This window comes from Prevotella heparinolytica, from assembly GCF_004342845.1.
Taxonomy (GTDB): domain Bacteria; phylum Bacteroidota; class Bacteroidia; order Bacteroidales; family Bacteroidaceae; genus Bacteroides; species Bacteroides heparinolyticus.
This window is the reverse complement of the sequence record NZ_SLXB01000042.1, coordinates 1-14,083: the sequence shown is the minus strand read 5'-3', so window position 1 is coordinate 14,083 and position 14,083 is coordinate 1. Positions and strand designations below refer to the sequence as shown.

General features: G+C 58.4%; 22 protein-coding genes. 10 read left to right on the top strand and 12 right to left on the bottom strand.

Annotated elements, in window-relative coordinates; translation table 11 throughout:
• The 4 genes from EV202_RS15345 to EV202_RS14455 all read right to left on the bottom strand — a co-directional run.
• Positions 1 to 463: hypothetical protein (locus EV202_RS15345; protein ID WP_234878317.1), on the bottom strand; the 463-nt coding region annotated here is incomplete at its 3' end.
• 224 nt (positions 464 to 687) lie between these two features.
• Positions 688 to 1,092 (bottom strand): structural protein P5, encoded by a 405-nt coding sequence (locus EV202_RS14465; protein WP_131927559.1) that lies wholly within the window; start codon positions 1,090 to 1,092, stop codon positions 688 to 690.
• A 2-nt stretch (positions 1,093 to 1,094) separates the two neighbouring features.
• On the bottom strand, positions 1,095 to 2,288 hold the full coding sequence (locus EV202_RS14460; RefSeq protein ID WP_131927558.1) for a BACON domain-containing protein: 1,194 nt from the start codon (positions 2,286 to 2,288) through the stop codon (positions 1,095 to 1,097).
• A 6-nt stretch (positions 2,289 to 2,294) separates the two neighbouring features.
• Positions 2,295 to 3,335, bottom strand: coding sequence for a head maturation protease, ClpP-related (locus EV202_RS14455; RefSeq protein WP_131927557.1), 1,041 nt, complete (start codon positions 3,333 to 3,335; stop codon positions 2,295 to 2,297).
• A 172-nt stretch (positions 3,336 to 3,507) separates the two neighbouring features.
• Between EV202_RS14455 and EV202_RS14450 the strand changes: the two genes are divergently transcribed.
• From EV202_RS14450 to EV202_RS14435, 4 genes are read left to right on the top strand one after another with little or no spacing between them, the layout of a single operon-like run.
• On the top strand, positions 3,508 to 3,951 hold the full coding sequence (locus EV202_RS14450) for a helix-turn-helix domain-containing protein (RefSeq protein ID WP_131927556.1): 444 nt from the start codon (positions 3,508 to 3,510) through the stop codon (positions 3,949 to 3,951).
• On the top strand, positions 3,948 to 5,477 hold the full coding sequence (locus EV202_RS14445) for a hypothetical protein (protein ID WP_131927555.1): 1,530 nt from the start codon (positions 3,948 to 3,950) through the stop codon (positions 5,475 to 5,477). Before EV202_RS14450 ends, EV202_RS14445 begins: the two co-directional genes overlap by 4 nt.
• 19 nt (positions 5,478 to 5,496) lie before the next feature.
• Positions 5,497 to 5,922 (top strand): phage protein Gp36 family protein, encoded by a 426-nt coding sequence (locus tag EV202_RS14440; protein WP_131927554.1) that lies wholly within the window; start codon positions 5,497 to 5,499, stop codon positions 5,920 to 5,922.
• Positions 5,923 to 5,934: 12 nt separating this feature from the next.
• On the top strand, positions 5,935 to 7,269 hold the full coding sequence (locus EV202_RS14435) for a phage portal protein family protein (RefSeq protein WP_131927553.1): 1,335 nt from the start codon (positions 5,935 to 5,937) through the stop codon (positions 7,267 to 7,269).
• A 101-nt stretch (positions 7,270 to 7,370) separates the two neighbouring features.
• On the opposite strand, the gene EV202_RS15340 is transcribed toward EV202_RS14435, so the two are convergent.
• Positions 7,371 to 7,529: a hypothetical protein gene (locus tag EV202_RS15340; protein ID WP_234878316.1), complete on the bottom strand. Its 159-nt coding sequence runs from the start codon at positions 7,527 to 7,529 to the stop codon at positions 7,371 to 7,373.
• 63 nt (positions 7,530 to 7,592) lie between these two features.
• Here EV202_RS15340 and EV202_RS14430 point away from each other — a divergent pair, with 63 nt between their 5' ends.
• The 3 genes from EV202_RS14430 to EV202_RS14420 all read left to right on the top strand — a co-directional run bounded on the left by EV202_RS14430 (position 7,593) and on the right by EV202_RS14420 (position 9,759).
• Positions 7,593 to 8,522, top strand: coding sequence for an LPD3 domain-containing protein (locus EV202_RS14430; protein ID WP_234878315.1), 930 nt, complete (start codon positions 7,593 to 7,595; stop codon positions 8,520 to 8,522).
• Positions 8,523 to 8,676: 154 nt separating this feature from the next.
• Positions 8,677 to 9,270 carry a phage virion morphogenesis protein gene (locus EV202_RS14425; RefSeq protein ID WP_131927552.1) on the top strand — a complete coding sequence of 198 codons (594 nt, stop codon included), beginning with the start codon at positions 8,677 to 8,679 and terminating at the stop codon, positions 9,268 to 9,270.
• A gap of 39 nt (positions 9,271 to 9,309) precedes the next feature.
• The gene (locus EV202_RS14420) at positions 9,310 to 9,759 is read left to right on the top strand and encodes a hypothetical protein (protein ID WP_131927551.1); all 450 of its coding nucleotides are present in this window, start codon (positions 9,310 to 9,312) and stop codon (positions 9,757 to 9,759) included.
• On the opposite strand, the gene EV202_RS14415 is transcribed toward EV202_RS14420, so the two are convergent.
• On the bottom strand, positions 9,746 to 10,015 hold the full coding sequence (locus tag EV202_RS14415; RefSeq protein WP_106042453.1) for a transposase: 270 nt from the start codon (positions 10,013 to 10,015) through the stop codon (positions 9,746 to 9,748). The genes EV202_RS14420 and EV202_RS14415 overlap by 14 nt on opposite strands.
• Before the next feature lie 266 nt (positions 10,016 to 10,281).
• On the opposite strand from EV202_RS14415, the gene EV202_RS14410 reads away from it, so the two are divergent.
• Positions 10,282 to 10,764 (top strand): HU family DNA-binding protein, encoded by a 483-nt coding sequence (locus EV202_RS14410; protein WP_131927550.1) that lies wholly within the window; start codon positions 10,282 to 10,284, stop codon positions 10,762 to 10,764.
• A gap of 60 nt (positions 10,765 to 10,824) precedes the next feature.
• Positions 10,825 to 11,034 (top strand): DUF4248 domain-containing protein, encoded by a 210-nt coding sequence (locus tag EV202_RS14405; RefSeq protein ID WP_131927549.1) that lies wholly within the window; start codon positions 10,825 to 10,827, stop codon positions 11,032 to 11,034.
• A 115-nt stretch (positions 11,035 to 11,149) separates the two neighbouring features.
• On the opposite strand, the gene EV202_RS14400 is transcribed toward EV202_RS14405, so the two are convergent.
• Positions 11,150 to 11,389, bottom strand: coding sequence for a hypothetical protein (locus tag EV202_RS14400; RefSeq protein WP_131927548.1), 240 nt, complete (start codon positions 11,387 to 11,389; stop codon positions 11,150 to 11,152).
• 26 nt (positions 11,390 to 11,415) lie between these two features.
• Positions 11,416 to 12,120 carry a hypothetical protein gene (locus EV202_RS14395; protein ID WP_131927547.1) on the bottom strand — a complete coding sequence of 235 codons (705 nt, stop codon included), beginning with the start codon at positions 12,118 to 12,120 and terminating at the stop codon, positions 11,416 to 11,418.
• Between the two features lie 21 nt (positions 12,121 to 12,141).
• On the opposite strand from EV202_RS14395, the gene EV202_RS14390 reads away from it, so the two are divergent.
• On the top strand, positions 12,142 to 12,321 hold the full coding sequence (locus EV202_RS14390; protein WP_131927546.1) for a hypothetical protein: 180 nt from the start codon (positions 12,142 to 12,144) through the stop codon (positions 12,319 to 12,321).
• Positions 12,322 to 12,650: 329 nt separating this feature from the next.
• Here EV202_RS14390 and EV202_RS14385 read toward each other — a convergent pair whose 3' ends face one another.
• The 4 genes from EV202_RS14385 to EV202_RS14370 form a co-directional block, all read right to left on the bottom strand.
• A complete protein-coding gene (locus tag EV202_RS14385) occupies positions 12,651 to 12,860 on the bottom strand; it encodes a hypothetical protein (RefSeq protein WP_234878314.1) in 210 nt (69 codons plus the stop codon).
• Positions 12,861 to 12,879: 19 nt separating this feature from the next.
• A complete protein-coding gene (locus EV202_RS14380) occupies positions 12,880 to 13,134 on the bottom strand; it encodes a hypothetical protein (protein WP_131927544.1) in 255 nt (84 codons plus the stop codon).
• 6 nt (positions 13,135 to 13,140) lie between these two features.
• Positions 13,141 to 13,422 carry a hypothetical protein gene (locus EV202_RS14375; RefSeq protein WP_131927543.1) on the bottom strand — a complete coding sequence of 94 codons (282 nt, stop codon included), beginning with the start codon at positions 13,420 to 13,422 and terminating at the stop codon, positions 13,141 to 13,143.
• 4 nt (positions 13,423 to 13,426) lie between these two features.
• On the bottom strand, positions 13,427 to 14,083 hold a 657-nt coding region (locus EV202_RS14370), incomplete at its 5' end, for a DUF3164 family protein (protein ID WP_317127785.1).

Genomic DNA, 14,083 nt, shown 5'->3' with positions numbered 1-14,083 from the left:
CGAAAACGGCAATCCGTCCTGTCCATATCTGGAACCACTGCCACCCGGTGGGTTCTCTTACCACCTTCGGCGGCAGTTCTTTTTCCTGTCGTTCAGTCCCGCTGCGGATGCGGGTCAGCTCCTCGTTCAGTATCATCACTTCCCGGGCAAGGCTGTCGCAGGTGGCGGTCACCTCCAGGCTGTCCGGGGATATGCGTGTCACGTTCACCGTGGCCCGTCCGCTGCGCCTACTGAATCCCGTCCCCACCGGTATCACCTTCAGCAAGTCCGTCGGAAAGGCAGTCTTCGCCATGCCCGGCGGTACCGGTTCTCGCAGGCGCACGAATCGTCTTGCGCTTTGCAGACTGTCTGCGCTGCGTTCGCTCCGCGCCAATCGTCCCGGACTTCTGCAGCTCGTTGCGGATAGGGCAATCAATATAATACTTGCAGGTAGAAGCCCTCTGAATGGTGCTGTTAAGTTCACGCACCGCCTTATACAGCTTGATATTCTCATTTTGCAGATCGATTATGGTATCCGACAAATTGTCATACATCTCTTTATAAGTGTCGTTACGCTCTTTGGCGGCGAGCACTTTTCGATTCTCCCGGTGTCTGAGCCATACCCACAACGAACCGATAAAGCCGCTGGGCAAGAGCCACTGGAGAATCTGCGTTATCAATTCCGTTGTCATGGCTAATCATTTATCGCTAACCGTTAATCACTAAATCCCATCCCTTCTCCACGTCCGCCGTCACTGCCGGTACACCGTTCTCAACCCGGCTCATCGCAGCTGCCAGGCTGCACATCGTGCGGCGGTCGTCCACATCGATGCGACGGTCGGCATCCAGTCCGGTGAGCTTGCACACGGTGCAGATATAACCTTTCGTGTCGTTCTCCGAGGGCGGTGCCCACCGGCTGATGATGGTGCGCACCGTGTGGCATCCATGCACCAGCGAGTAGCTGCGCAGCAGCTTCAGGGCGGCCCGGTATCCGTAGGCCGGGGAACGGAACCGGCAGAAAGCTTTGTCCTGCGAGGGGCGAACCTCCCCCTGCCACGGCGTGCGCGACAGGCGGATGTTCAGGGGATTGTTATTTCTAAGGCCCCGGCTCATGACTACTTACCGTTGGCCTGGAACAATTCGATGACGGCTTTCTTCGAACCGCTTCCGGCAAGGGTGAGGGTAAGCGTACCCGTCTTGTCGGTTTCCGTAGCGTTGGCCTCCGTCGTCACGCGGACACCGAACTCAGTCTTTTCAACCGTGAATCCGGAAGGGGCCTCGCCGAGGGTATAATCACCTGTTGCAGTCACAACGGCTATCTGTGTACCGCCTTCGGCCGGGAATACCAGTTCCTGCGGCTCTGCCATAATGGACGGCTCGGCTGCCGCACCGCGTTTATCCAGCACCACGCACTCCTCGCCGAAAGCCACGTTGGTGTCGGCCTTCATCAGCATCTTGAAGAAGTAACGTTCGCCGGCGTTGGTCAGCTTGTCAATCTGGATCACGTCCATGTCGTCCTGCAGGTTCACGGCGCCCCAAAGGTTGGTGTCGTAGTCCTGTCCGCAGATGGTGGCCACGATCAGGTCGCTCGGCCAGTTGGCCAACGGCTCGATGCGGATGCCCTTGAAGCGCTCCACGTTCATGTCCGTGTAGTTCGCTCCCTTGTTGGGCTGTGCAGTCAGTTCATCGTCGTACCGGTCGAAGTCCGCGACGGACATGAGTATACGCAATCCGGGGTTGCTGCGCATGGTCACGGGGATCTTCTCCTTCAAGTCTTTCAGGCGGCCGATCATGGTCGACTGGGAAGAGGTGACGGTGATGCGTTCATTATTGCTCATGATCCGGACGACGATGCCGTTAAACAGTTTGTCGTCTCCCGTTTCGGCGTACACGCCGTTAATGAAGTGCCCGCCAAGCTCGAACTTGACGCACTTGGCCAGTTCGTTCAGCAGGGCGTTCTGCGCCTCGGCCGGAAGCTCGGCGAACACGAGGTTGCCCTTGGGCTGCCACTTGCGCCAGATCTTCTCGAAGCTCCGGGGGTTGAACGTGGTGAAAGCCATGAAGTCCTTCGGTTCCAGGGTCACCTCGCTGTAGTCGAAGTTACCCTTGCCGTCTTCGTCGGTGGGCATCTCCTTGCGCTTCTGGAGCATCTTTCCACCTTTCAGGCGGGGAATGCTGAACTTGTCGCTCACACCCGGCTCGATGTGGATAAGGCCTTTCTCTACCAGCTCATTGCCGGTGGCGGCCAGTGTCAGGAGTTTCTCCAGCACCTCGCCGCTGTAATTGGTGTTCTTGATAACTATTGCCATAACTCTTTATTTGTTTTTGTTTCGGTTTCTGATCTCTTCCATCCGGGCGTCCCACGCGCTCCCGCCGTCCCCCTGCGGAGGTGTCTGCAAGCTGTTCGCCACGAGTTTCTTCGGTTTCAACGCTTTCAGGGCGGCTTCGCCGTTCACGCGGTCGGCCTTCATCAAGGCCTTGTAGGTGGCGCGCATTGCCGAGGTAAGACGCCCGTCTTCCTCGGCGTCGTCCAGCATCTGCTCCATTTCCGCTTCCCGGGCTTCCGCCTCCTTACGGGCATACTCCTCGTTCTCGGTTTTCAGCCGGTCGCGTTCCTCGGTCAGGGAGGATACCTTCCCGGCTTCCTGATCCAGGTGGTCGATGTGCCGGAGCGCGTCTTCGTCGGTCGCGCAATCCTTGAACGACGGACGTTTTCTCAATTCTTCCAAATTCATATCTGTGTGGTTTTGTGGCTTGTTCAGCCGGTTATTGAATATCCTGTAGATTTGTTCGGGCGTGCTGTCGGCAGGCACGGGGGCGGCATCGTAGATTTCGTCGATAAGCCCCAACGACAGTGCCTCCTCGGCCGTGAACCAATGATCCATGCCGTCAAACCACTCCGACCGGATGGTTTCCCTGTCCTTGCCGCAACGCCCGGCGTAGATGTCGCACAACGTCTCTTCGAGGCTTCGGAGCATCGACATGACCGACGCCATTTCACGGGCGTTGCCGTACGAGCCGCCCGAAGGGGCATGTATCATCAGACGGGCGTAGCGGCTCATCTTCACCGGCTTTCCGCAGGCGGCAATCACGCTGCCCATGGAGGCGGCCACGCCGTCGATATAGATGGTGATGTCCGCCGCGCTCTGCCTGAACGCGTTGAAGATGGCCAGGCCTGTGAACACGTCACCGCCCACGCTGTTGATGCGCACGTCTATCTTCCGGCCGCCGGACTCGGCCTCTATCAGCTCGCGGGCTATGTCGCCGCTGTTCACCCGGTCGTACTCGCCTATCTCCCCGTACAGGAGGATGCAGGCGGTTTCCCTGCCCGGTATCATGTTGAAAAATCTACCCATGTGTCTTTCGCTTTTTTCCGGCAAAATTAGGGTGTCATACGTAGCGTGTCAAGATGTATGGGACATGATGAAACTTTATAAGGCGATGATACAAAGTTGTGGTGCCATGCTGTTTCGGGGGTGTTGACTTTCCCCCGATATAACGCCAATTTTGCATAAAAAAAGAGACGCTATGGCAGAATTGACGACACAGCAGAAGAAAGATTACGCGGGCATGCTCTACCTGAAAGAGAACCTGACGATGCAGGAGATTGCCGAGAAGGTGAACGTGACCCGGCAGACCGTTTCCCGGTGGATTAAAGCCGAGAAATGGGAGGAGCGGAAGGTGGGCATCACCCTGACCCGAGAGGAGCAGATAGCCAACCTGCACAGGCAGGTGGCCGAAATAAACAAGGTAATCGGGGAGCGGGAAGCCGGCAAGCGGTTTGCCAGCCCGGCCGAGGCCGACACGCTCGGGAAACTGGCGGCCGCCATCAAGAAGATGGAGAACGACGTAGGGCTGTCCGACATCATCAGCGTGGGCATGCGCTTCATCGAGTGGCTGCGCCCCGTAGACCTCGAACGGGCCAAAGAGTTCACCGCGTTGTGGGACGCATTCATCAAGGACAGCCTATGAAAGCGGCAGACAAAGAACATCTGGCCAAGTGGGAGGTGTTCCGGGAGGACATCTTCCGCGACACGCCCGTGGAGGTGAGCCTGAGCCGGGGCGAGTTGGAAAAGCACAAGGCGTACCTTGAGAAGCACCCCCTCGAATGGATCAGGTTCTTCTTCCCCAAAGCGGCGAAGTACGAGTTTGCCGATTTCCAGAAGAAAGCGATTGCACGCTGTACAGAGAACGACGAGTGGTACGAGGTGCTGTCATGGGTGCGAAGCCTCGCAAAAAGTACCATCGTGATGTTCATTGTACTTTATCTTGTCTTTACAGGCCGGAAGCGGAATATCATCATGGCGAGCGCCACGCAGGATGCCGCCATCCGCCTGCTGAAACCCTACAGGACACATTTGGAGAAGAACGGGCGGCTGCGCGCCTATTACGGCAACCAGGTGCAGGCAGGCTCGTGGAAAGACTCCGAGTTCATCCTGAAGATGGGCGTGTCGTTCCTCGCCGTGGGAGCGGGAAACGCGCCGCGCGGCGCGCGTAACGAGGAGGTACGGCCGGACACGCTGCTGGTGGACGACTTCGACACCGACGAGGGTTGCCGCAACCCGGACACCGTGGACAAGAACTGGCGGTGGTGGGAAGACGCCCTCTACTTCACGCGCGACCCGGCACGCCCCACGCTCGTGGTGTTCTGCGGAAACATCATCGCCAAGGATTGCTGCATCACTCGTGCCGGAGCCGTGGCCGACCACTGGGACATCGTGAATATCCGGGACGAGGAGGGACGCTCCTCATGGCCGCAGAAGAACACAGAGGAGGATATCGACCGGGCCATACGCAAGGTAACGACCGTGGCGGCACAGAAGGAATACTTCAACAACCCCATCAGTGAGGGAGAGATATTTACCGACATAACCTACGGCAAGATTCCCCCTCTGCACAAGTTCCCTTTCCTCGTGATATACGGCGACCCCTCGCCGGGCGAGAACAAGAGCAAGGATTCCAGCATGAAGGCCTGCTGGCTCTGTGGGAAGCTGGGCGGAACGCTTTACGTCATCAAGGGATTCCTCGACCGGGGGCTGAACGCCGGGTTCATCGACTGGTACATACGCCTGCTGGCCTACGTGGGCGGAAAAACCAACGTCTACTGCTACATGGAGAACAACAAGCTGCAGGACCCGTTCTTCCGGCAGGTGTTCCTGCCGCTGGTGCGCAAGGCCAGGGAAGAGCGGGGCGTGAGCCTTAACATCCTGCCGGACACCGAGAAGAAGACGGACAAGGCCACGCGTATAGAGGCCAACCTTGAACCGCTGAACAGGGAGGGCGACCTGGTGTTCAACGAGCAGGAAGAGAAGAACCCGCACATGCAGCGGCTGGCCGACCAGTTCAAGCTCTTCACCCTGCGCCTGAAGTTCCCCGCCGACGGCCCCGACTGCGTAGAGGGGGCAAACCGCATCCTCGACAACAAACTGCTGAAGTCGCAGCCCGCCGCCGTCATCACCCGGAAAGCGTTGCGGGGAAAGAACAAGTACCGGATGTAACATTAAAACAGACATATCCATGAACCGATTTATCGAATTGAAAGACTATGACGCCACGATGCACCGCGACATTCTCGACGCGCTGACACGCGAGGACAAGGCCCTGCCGGAGATTTGCGCCGACCGCGCCGTGGGCGAGATGCGGGGATACCTCTCCGCCCGTTATGACTGCGACCGCCTGTTCGCCGCCACCGGCACCGGCCGCAACCCGGTGGTGCTGATGATGGCCCTCGACATCGCCGCCTACCACCTGTTCAGCATCCACAACCCGCAGAAGATGTCGCAGGTGCGCAAGGATCGTTACGACCGCGCGGTGGAATGGATGAAGGGCGTGCAGCGGGGCAACGTGCTCATCGACGGGGCACCTGGCCTGCCCGAGCCCGGGCGGAGCGGAAACTCGCCCTTTCAAATGAGAAGCAATCCCAAACGAAGGAATCACTTTTAAACTATAAAGCAAATGAAAAAGAATACATACAGGAAGACCGGCCGGCGGATCACCGCGGGCGGCCTTCGTCCGCTGCCGGGGCAGAAAGCGCCCCGCACCATCGTGCTGATGCAGCCCAAACGCTTCGGCATAGACATCGACACCGTCGTGTCGGCCATCAACGCCGCCGAGAACCCGGACTTCTGCCGGCGGGTCAAACTGTACGACCTATACGCCGACATCCTGATGGACGCGCACCTGACGGCCGTCATCAACAAGCGCAAGAGTGCCGTGCTCTGCACGCCCGTGGAGTTCCACCGGGGCGGGGTGCCCGACAAGGAGATGTGCGAGATGCTGCGCTCTCCATGGTTCTACCGCTTCCGCAACGATGCCATGGACGCCCTGTTCTGGGGATTCACGCTCGTGCAGTTCCACCGCGACGGACAGTGGCCGGACTATTTCCTCGTGCCGCGCAAGCATGTCGACCCCGTGCGCGAGGAGATATTCCGCCACCAGACGGACATCTCCGGCGAGCCCTGGACGGAGTATGACGACCTGCTGTTCGTCGGCAGCCGCACCGAACTCGGGCTGCTGGCGCAGGCCGCTCCCTACGTGGTGTACAAGCGCAACACGCTGGCCGACTGGGCGCAGTTCTCCGAGGTGTTCGGCATGCCCGTGCGCGAGTATCTTTATGATGCCAACGACCCCGAAGCCCGCGCGCAGATACTCAACGACGCGTATAACGAGGGAGGGGCGGGCGTGTACGTGCATCCCAGGGAAAGCGATATGAAGTTCGTGGAAAGCAGTAACAAGACGGCCAGCGCCGACCTGTACGACCGGCTGACGGAGCGGTGCAACGCCGAGATATCCAAGCTCATACTGGGCAACACCCTGACCACCGAAGCCTCCGACAAGGGCACGCAGGCACTCGGGACGGTGCACCGCAAGGTGGAGGACAGGCTGGCGCTGGCCGACCGCAAGTACCTGCTCGACCTGCTGAACTACGAGATGACGGACATCTTCTCCGCCATGGGCATCGACACCTCGGGCGGGGAGTTCCTCTTCAAGGAGCCCAAGGACATAGACCTGAACCAGCGCATGGACATCGCCTCGAAGATGGACGCGTTGGGGTTACCGCTCGACGAGGAGCAGCTGTACGAGGAGACGGGGTTCCGCAAGCCGTCCGACTACGAGCGGCGGAAACAGGAACGCCGGGAGACTGTTCAGCCCGCACCTATGCCCGTCTCCGGAGGGGGCAAGCCGGAGAAACCGGACGACCCGGAGGAAGACAAGGCGAAAGGAATGTTCAAGGCCCTGAAACGTTTTTTCGGCCAAGCCCCCCGAGGCGAGGGGGCTTTAGGCTGGTAGTGGAGAATCTGTACTACAACGGTGCCTGTCCCTCGTGCGCCGCTTTCAGGGGTGAGGCGGCACAAGGCTTCACTTTCGATCAAGAGGTGCTTAAACAGGCTTTAAAGACTGTTTACAGGCAGGACTTTTCCCCGACCACGGATATTGAAGAGCATCTTTTCGATGAGACCTTCGCCACCTTCGGACGCGCCATAGACGAGGGCTACGGCAAACCCACACCGGGGGCGGCGAACGAGGACTTCTACAACGAGCTGCGCCACAACGCCGCCGTGTTCTCCGCGTTCAAGGTGCACCGCCTGCAGAACGATATCGCCGCGCAACTGATGGATGAGGACGGGCAATTGAAGCCGTTCGAGCGCTTTGCCGAGGACGTGCGCCCCATGCTCGACCATCAGGTGGAGCGGTGGCTGCGCACCGAATACGACACCGCCGTCATCCGTGCCCATCAGGCGGCGGACTGGCGCAGGTACATGGAGCAGGCCCACATCCTGCCCAACCTGCGGTGGCTGCCCACCACCAGCGTCAAGCCCGACATCGTGCACCGCGAGTTCTGGAGCATCGGGCTGACCCTGCCCGTGGATCATCCCTTCTGGAGTGCGCACCGCCCGGGCGACCGCTGGAACTGCCACTGCTCGCTCGAGGCCACGGACGACGACCCCACGCCGGGGCACGAGATTCCGAAAACCACCCCGCAGAACAAGCCCGCGCCGGGACTGGACAACAACCCGGGCACGGACGCGAAGCTCTTCAGCGACACACACCCATACGTGGCGCATGCCTATAAGGGGGCGAAAAAGGCGGTGGAGAAGTTCATCAGGGAGAAGTTCCCCGACAAGGCAAGCGTCAAGGTGGAGCCGAAGCACGACGAGCCGAAAAGCTATGCCGCGCGGACAAAGGAGATAAAGAAAGCGGCCGCACCGCTGAAAGAAGAGGTATTCGCAAACAAGCGGTTTAAAAAAGACATCCGCATCACCGGGCGGGGCATTAAAGAATGGCTCAACCAGCCGCACGAGCATTATGCGCATAAGAACGAACTGCTGCTGCACATGGGCGATGTGATGAAGAAAGCCAAATACATGGGCTACGGAAAGGATAAGCATGACCCTTCCGTAAAGGCGCATCTGTTCGAGGTGAAGATACTGGGGGACAAGTCGTGGATTATCGCGCGCGAGTTGAAACCCGGACGGGTGGAGATTCATAGCATATCGGACAGTCCGAGGATATTGGATATCATAGAAAAACCGACCTCCTGACAAGGGTTCCGCGGAACTGCAATCCGCGGCCTGAATCAGAAAGCCGGCCTTTACACCCGGGCCACGGCCGGAAATACAATCCGGCATAGGCCTGAAGGTGTACCGCAAAGATACGACTATTTAATTAACAAACAATAAATTGAACTGTTTTTTTATGACCATCGAGGAATTCCATCAATACGCCAGGCAGAAGGAGAAAGAACTGGAACGGCTCTATAACGACATCCTGCCCGTCAAGGTGGGGGCAATCGCCAAGCGGCATTTTCAGGACAACTTCCGCAAGGGGGGATTCGTGGACGGAGGACTCACGCCCTGGCCGGCTACCCGCAGGCAGCAGTCCGGAGGGAAATCGGCCGCCTCGCGCTACGGCCCCTTGCTGAGCGGACGCACACACCTGATGCGCAGCGTGCGCGACGTGCCGGGGCAGGCACGCGTCACCATCGTCAGCGACCTGCCCTACTCCCGTATACACAACGAGGGAGGAACCATCGAGACGCATCCCACTGTGACACCCCGCATGCGCCGCTTCGCCTGGGCCAAGTTCTTCGAGGCGGGCGGAGGGGGAAAGAAAGGGGCCGACGTGCCGGCCGACGCTGTCAGGTGGAAGAAGCTGGCGCTGACACGCAAGGCGAAGCTCGACATCAGGGCCTACATACCGCAACGGCGGTTCATCGGCCAAAGCCGGGAACTTGGCGAACGGATTGCGGAGAAAATCATAGAGGAGACGAGGAAGGTGTTGGATAGATGAAGATATTGGATATCAGACCTAAGACATTAGAAAAAAGATATGGAAAAGTTATTCAACGTATTACAACGGGTCATTGCCGAGGGCATGCCCGAACTGAGACTGACGGACGAGGACTATGGGCAGCTGGAGACGCAGGAAGACCACTACCCGGTGACGTTTCCCTGCGTGCTGCTGGCCGTGCCCGAGGTGGCATGGACGGAACTGGCGGCAGGAGATCAGCGCGGGAAGGCTACCGTCATCACCCGGCTGGCCGTGGACTGCTATCACGACACGCACTACGGCAGCGGAACCGAGGAGGAGACCGCACGCCGCCAGCAGATGCGCACACGGCTGCACCGGCTGCTGCAGGGCAGGAAGCCGCTGTTCGGTTGCGGCGCGCTGGTGCGCCGCAAGAGCCGCGACTACAGCCTGCCGGGAGGCATAAAGGTGTACGAAACGGAGTATGAGCTGGCGGTGGCCGACACGCCCGGCGTGGTCAGTCGCCGGTGAAAAGCGAGAGCTGCGAGGCCGAGAGGCGGGGCTTGCGCACCTTGGGCACGGGGCGCACGTCGATGTCGTCCAGCTTGTGGCAGTTGGCGCGGATAATGGCCATGATGCGATCCTCGGAGAGGAAGAACTCGTCGCGCGAGAGTATCTTCAGGGCGTCGTCGAAGCGCAGGCGCTGCACCTCCGTCCAGTAGTAATACCGGCGGAGCAGCTTCTCGTCCCGAAGGGAAATGAGCGACTTGTTCCTTCCACGTGCCATGCGCCTTGTTTTAATTTGACCTGAAAACCCTTGTCTGTCAACGCAAAGGTAGCGATAAACGCACAATAATTCAAAAATCGGCACGCTAAAACACGCTTGCCCACACGGCGGGGCGTGTTTTGGGCACCTTTGCAAGGCGCACGGCGGAAGGGCGGCGACGACAGACCGCCACCCCGTGCCCCTCGGAGCGGCGGTCTGTGCCCCTCGAACCGCCACTCCGTGCACAACCGTTTCGGGGGACATGAATCTAAACAAAACACAGTATTATGTTCTACAAGAAAACTTATCTGAAAAAAGCGAAGAAGTATTACGCCCAGGCGGTGGTGAAAGGCGCGCCCGTGGGCACGAAGGTCATCGCCGAGCGCCTGTCGAAGCAATGCACCGTCACCCGCTCGGACGTCTACGCCGTGCTCATGGACCTGGCAGGGGTGATGGCCGACTACATGGCGCAAGGACGCAGCGTGCAGCTCGAGGGCCTGGGCACGTTCCGCTACACCGCCCGCAGCCTGACCACCGAGAAGCCCGAAGAAGTGGGCGCCAAACTCATCCAAGGCGTGCGCGTGCGCTTCGTGCCCGAGTTCACCCGTCCGCAGGGAGCCAAGCGGGTGACGCGCGCCATCGTGGCCGACGACATCGAGTGGATACCCTTCGAGCAGGAGAAGAAAAAGAAAGACGGGAAACCGCAGGGTGAAAGCCCCGAGCCGGGCGGCGACACTCCGGGAGGCCAAGGGGAGAACCCGCTGGGGTAGATGACGGACGTTAGAGGTTAGAGATTAGAGATTAGAGGTTAAGAAAAAAATCTGACAGGAATGAAAGCAATCTACATGAGCGACCTGGCGCAAGCCTACTTCCCCCGGAGCACGCCCCGCAGCGCGGGCACGCAGTTGCGCCGGTGGATAGGGCTGAACACGGAACTGAAGCGGCGGCTCGAGGAGCTGCACTTCCGCCCGCGACAACGGGCGCTGACACCGTTGCAGCACGAGGCCATCGTCCGCCTGCTGGGCGAACCGGGAGAATGACCGGTTTCCACGCCGCGGCAAAACAAACGACACTGAAAAGGCAAAAGCCGCCTGCGGAACAGCTCCGCAGGCGGCTTTCTTTCATGTATCCCGGCCATGGGCGGCCGCTTCCATGTCACACATTCATTTTCCTTATCGTTTCCCACTCGGGAAGCAAGGCCTCCAGCAAGTTGTATACACAGTACAGGGTTTCATGCGCCGATGCCAGTTCGGGGTTCTGGGCACTCAGCACTCTCAATAGGGCACGGACGGTATCCGACCAGTCTTCCACGGGCATTGCCGAATAAATCCTTATCGTGAAGCCGTCTTTGTCAAACGTCACATGATCTCTTCTTTCTCTCGTTTCATTTTCCATGATAAACCTCCTTACCTGTCCGGTTATCAATATCGCCGGGAGAAGTCCGCTTCCCCAACGGTTTCTTCCTTGAACGGCAACATCGGCTGCGCCTTCTTCAGCTCCTGCTGCAACACCAGCGCCTCGTGCCGGCGCACCAGCAGGTTGGCCATGTCGGGCGTTATCCAGTTGCGGTCGGCATACTTCACGAACTGCTGCGGGTATTGCCGCCTGCGGCTTTGAACGCTGCCGCTGCGGGTGCTGTAGCCGACGGCCTTCAGCAACGGGGTATAAGGGTAATAAACCTTGCCCTGATACAGCACCGGGAAAACGCCGGCGATGGGGGATAGAGACTTCGAGAATATATGAAACACTTCACGATAAACGGCGAATATAGCAGTATCTTCACGGGCTATAAGATATTCCATACATTCCACGGATAATTTATATTTTACAGTCCTGAAATCTCCACCGACTTTAGATTCCGCTTTTTGGCGGAATCTTTGATTATTAGATATTTGCACGTCAAATTCTTCTTCTTTGACGAATTTTCGTTCCAACACTTTTACGGCGTTGTCTTTACGGGAATAAACCAACGGCCATACCTCATCCAAATCGACGGGGAAGGCTTCGCCACTGTTGCGGAGGTTAAGGACTTGCTCGAAGTATGAGCGGATTTGATCACGGTTGCGAGCGCGAAGCATCGCATTCTTCCGGCTGCTGTGAAGCTGCCGGATTGTCTTTTGTTTCATAATTGATAAGAATTTTAGCGCGTGGATAGAAAAAAGAACGGCATCCACTTCCCGCTGCTAAAGTTCTTACCAGTGACTTGCATAGGCCATTACAACCTATGCACGGGGTTAGACGCCGCCATACGTATGTATGGTTCGCACAAGGGCATAAAAAAAGCCCACATGCGACGCATCGGACAGATTACTCCGTCACTGGATTAAAAAACTTTAGCGTCGCAAAGATGCGAAATCTTTTTTAATATCCAAGCACGCTTGCTGAATATTTTTCTGCTTTTTACTCTCTAAAGTTACCGAAAAACAGGGATAAAAGCAAATGAAACTCCCTGTTTATCGGGGTTGTAAGGAGGTTTATCAAAGAGTTTTTTTGTTCCCGGACAGGCGGCCAAGCCACACCGGGACAGGCAATGCCTTGTTTCTGCAACAGCCGGCATAAAAGCCTGATTTTCACCGATTCCACCAAATGGCGGAGATGATATCCTGTATTACCAAAGTAAACATCTGATAATCAATTTTCGGGGCAAAAAGGTAAACTAATCCACCGTATACAGCCTGCACCCCGTCTTCTCCTTTGCCCGCAGCAGGAAGGTGGCGGCTTCGTCGCTGTCCACCACAAGGCGGACGGCGGTGAGCCCCTCCGTCCGGGGCTGCTGCAGAAGCAGGGAGCAGGGCTGCCCGTAGTAGACCCAGTAGAAGATGAATTCCGACAGGCGGAAGTTGTCTATCTGCACGATGTATTTCACGGGTATGCGCCGCATGGTGTCAGTCCTCCTCCCTGAGGCAGGGCTTCACCTCGCCGTCGGGCACCCACTCCACCGTTACGATGCCTTTCACGCGTCCCGTGCCGCCGCACTTGGGGCAGGGTGTCTTGACACGCTCGGTTATCACCTCCGCGTCCAAGAACCACCCGTTCCCCTGGCAGTAGCCGCAGGAGTAGCCGGGGAATTCGCCCAGCGTCTCGCGGCCTGTTCCGAATAGGGGTGCGGTTATCAGCACCCCGTTTTGTCGTTTGCTCATAAGATTCTATCCGATATAATAGGTTTGCAAAAGGTTCCCGTCGCGGAACACCATTATCACCGTGCGCCCGTCGTCCGTGCGCAGTTCCGTCTCCACCCGCCCGGCGCGGATATTGCCTCGCGAGCGCTGCACCTCGATTTCCGCGTCGATGAAAGCCTTCAGGTTGCGGAAGTCGCGGTCGTCGCCCTGCAGCGTCATCACGCCGGCCAGCCCGTCCACCGCCAGCTGCACGTTCAGCAACCATTCCGGCTTGTCGTTCGGCCGAACCGATTTATGATACACTTTCATCGTCTTACATCTTGTTGAACGACGGTTCCACCTTCGTCCAGCGGTTATACTTGTCTTTCGTCTCGAAGTAGAACTGGATGGCCGTGCCCTCCACGCAGTGGCTCTCCTTGAAGAGCTGCATGATGGAGCTGTATTCCGCATCGTTGAAGTCGGCCTCCAGCTCGTAGAGTTGGGAGATGGACTTGTAGTCGAGGTCGCCCGCCTCATTGCGCTGTATCATGCCCATGGCCAGCTTGTACATGGGGTTCCGTCGTCCGTCGTCCGTGCGGGCTATCCATGCGTTGAGGAAGTCTACGAGGCGTTTCTCGGCCACGTCGGCACGCTCGTCGAAGCGTTTCACCCGGCTGCCTTTCATCTGCACCTTGAAGTCGCCGTCCTTGACGGAGAAGCCCAGCTGGTCGTCGCGCTTCAGTTGTCCGTACTGGTGCAGCACCTTCATGTAGGCCTCGGCCTCGCCGCGCAGCCACTCCTTGAAGTCGCGGCAGTCCTGCACGTGGCGCATCAGGCGCGCCTTGACGTCCTGGAGGAATTGCACCTTGATACCCTCGTAAGCGTCCTTGCGCTCACGCTGTTCTCTCACTTCGGCCTCGCCCAGTTGGCGGGCCAGCTCGGCACGCTCGGCGGCCGACAGCTTGCTGATGTCGATTGTCTGGTTCATTGT

Coding starts and splice junctions, on each gene's coding strand:
- EV202_RS14465 (WP_131927559.1), bottom strand. CDS start 1,092: ATGAGCCGGGGCCTTAGAAATAACAATCCCCTGAACATCCGCCTGTCG.
- EV202_RS14460 (WP_131927558.1), bottom strand. CDS start 2,288: ATGGCAATAGTTATCAAGAACACCAATTACAGCGGCGAGGTGCTGGAG.
- EV202_RS14455 (WP_131927557.1), bottom strand. CDS start 3,335: ATGGGTAGATTTTTCAACATGATACCGGGCAGGGAAACCGCCTGCATC.
- EV202_RS14450 (WP_131927556.1), top strand. CDS start 3,508: ATGGCAGAATTGACGACACAGCAGAAGAAAGATTACGCGGGCATGCTC.
- EV202_RS14445 (WP_131927555.1), top strand. CDS start 3,948: ATGAAAGCGGCAGACAAAGAACATCTGGCCAAGTGGGAGGTGTTCCGG.
- EV202_RS14440 (WP_131927554.1), top strand. CDS start 5,497: ATGAACCGATTTATCGAATTGAAAGACTATGACGCCACGATGCACCGC.
- EV202_RS14435 (WP_131927553.1), top strand. CDS start 5,935: ATGAAAAAGAATACATACAGGAAGACCGGCCGGCGGATCACCGCGGGC.
- EV202_RS14430 (WP_234878315.1), top strand. CDS start 7,593: ATGGATGAGGACGGGCAATTGAAGCCGTTCGAGCGCTTTGCCGAGGAC.
- EV202_RS14425 (WP_131927552.1), top strand. CDS start 8,677: ATGACCATCGAGGAATTCCATCAATACGCCAGGCAGAAGGAGAAAGAA.
- EV202_RS14420 (WP_131927551.1), top strand. CDS start 9,310: ATGGAAAAGTTATTCAACGTATTACAACGGGTCATTGCCGAGGGCATG.
- EV202_RS14415 (WP_106042453.1), bottom strand. CDS start 10,015: ATGGCACGTGGAAGGAACAAGTCGCTCATTTCCCTTCGGGACGAGAAG.
- EV202_RS14410 (WP_131927550.1), top strand. CDS start 10,282: ATGTTCTACAAGAAAACTTATCTGAAAAAAGCGAAGAAGTATTACGCC.
- EV202_RS14405 (WP_131927549.1), top strand. CDS start 10,825: ATGAAAGCAATCTACATGAGCGACCTGGCGCAAGCCTACTTCCCCCGG.
- EV202_RS14400 (WP_131927548.1), bottom strand. CDS start 11,389: ATGGAAAATGAAACGAGAGAAAGAAGAGATCATGTGACGTTTGACAAA.
- EV202_RS14395 (WP_131927547.1), bottom strand. CDS start 12,120: ATGAAACAAAAGACAATCCGGCAGCTTCACAGCAGCCGGAAGAATGCG.
- EV202_RS14380 (WP_131927544.1), bottom strand. CDS start 13,134: ATGAGCAAACGACAAAACGGGGTGCTGATAACCGCACCCCTATTCGGA.
- EV202_RS14375 (WP_131927543.1), bottom strand. CDS start 13,422: ATGAAAGTGTATCATAAATCGGTTCGGCCGAACGACAAGCCGGAATGG.